The organism is Frankia sp. AgB32, from assembly GCF_023243045.1.
In the GTDB taxonomy this organism is placed as follows: Bacteria; Actinomycetota; Actinomycetes; order Frankiales; family Frankiaceae; genus Frankia.
The window spans coordinates 1-536 of the sequence record NZ_JALKFX010000174.1; the positions used below are offsets into that span (position 1 = coordinate 1).

The window sequence follows — 536 nt, forward strand, 5'->3', positions numbered from 1 at the left end:
GGCGATCTTGATCGGGTTGCGTTGCGGGCGGCGTTGCGGGATGTGGTGGTTCGGCACGAGAGTCTGCGGACGGTGTTTCCGGATGTGGATGGGGTGCCGAGGCAGGAGGTTTTGCGTCCGGACCGTGTCGAGGTTTTTGTGGACGAGCTGGTGGTTTCTTCGTCGGGGGTGGCGGGGGTGGTGGAGGAGTCGGTGCGGCGGCCGTTCGATCTGGCGGTGGAGCTGCCGGTTCGGGCGCGGTTGTTGGTGGTGGGGTCGGCGGAGTTCGTGCTGGTCCTGGTGGTGCATCACATTGCGGGTGATGGCTGGTCGTTGGGGCCGTTGGGGCGTGATCTGGCTGTGGCGTATCGGGCGCGGTGTGGGGGGGAGGTTCCGGGGTGGAGTCCGTTGCCGGTGCAGTACGCGGACTACAGTTTGTGGCAGCGGGAGTTGTTGGGTGATGATGCCGATCCGGAGTCGGTGGGTGGCCGTCAGCTGGCGTTCTGGCGGGAGACGCTGGCGGGTCTGCCCGAGGAGCTGAACCTCCCAACCGACCG

Annotated in this window: 1 protein-coding gene; it reads left to right on the forward strand. The window is 66.8% G+C overall.

The window, feature by feature from the left end; genetic code table 11:
• Nucleotides 1-536: condensation domain-containing protein (locus MXD60_RS26295; protein ID WP_248822392.1), on the forward strand; the 536-nt coding region annotated here is incomplete at both ends.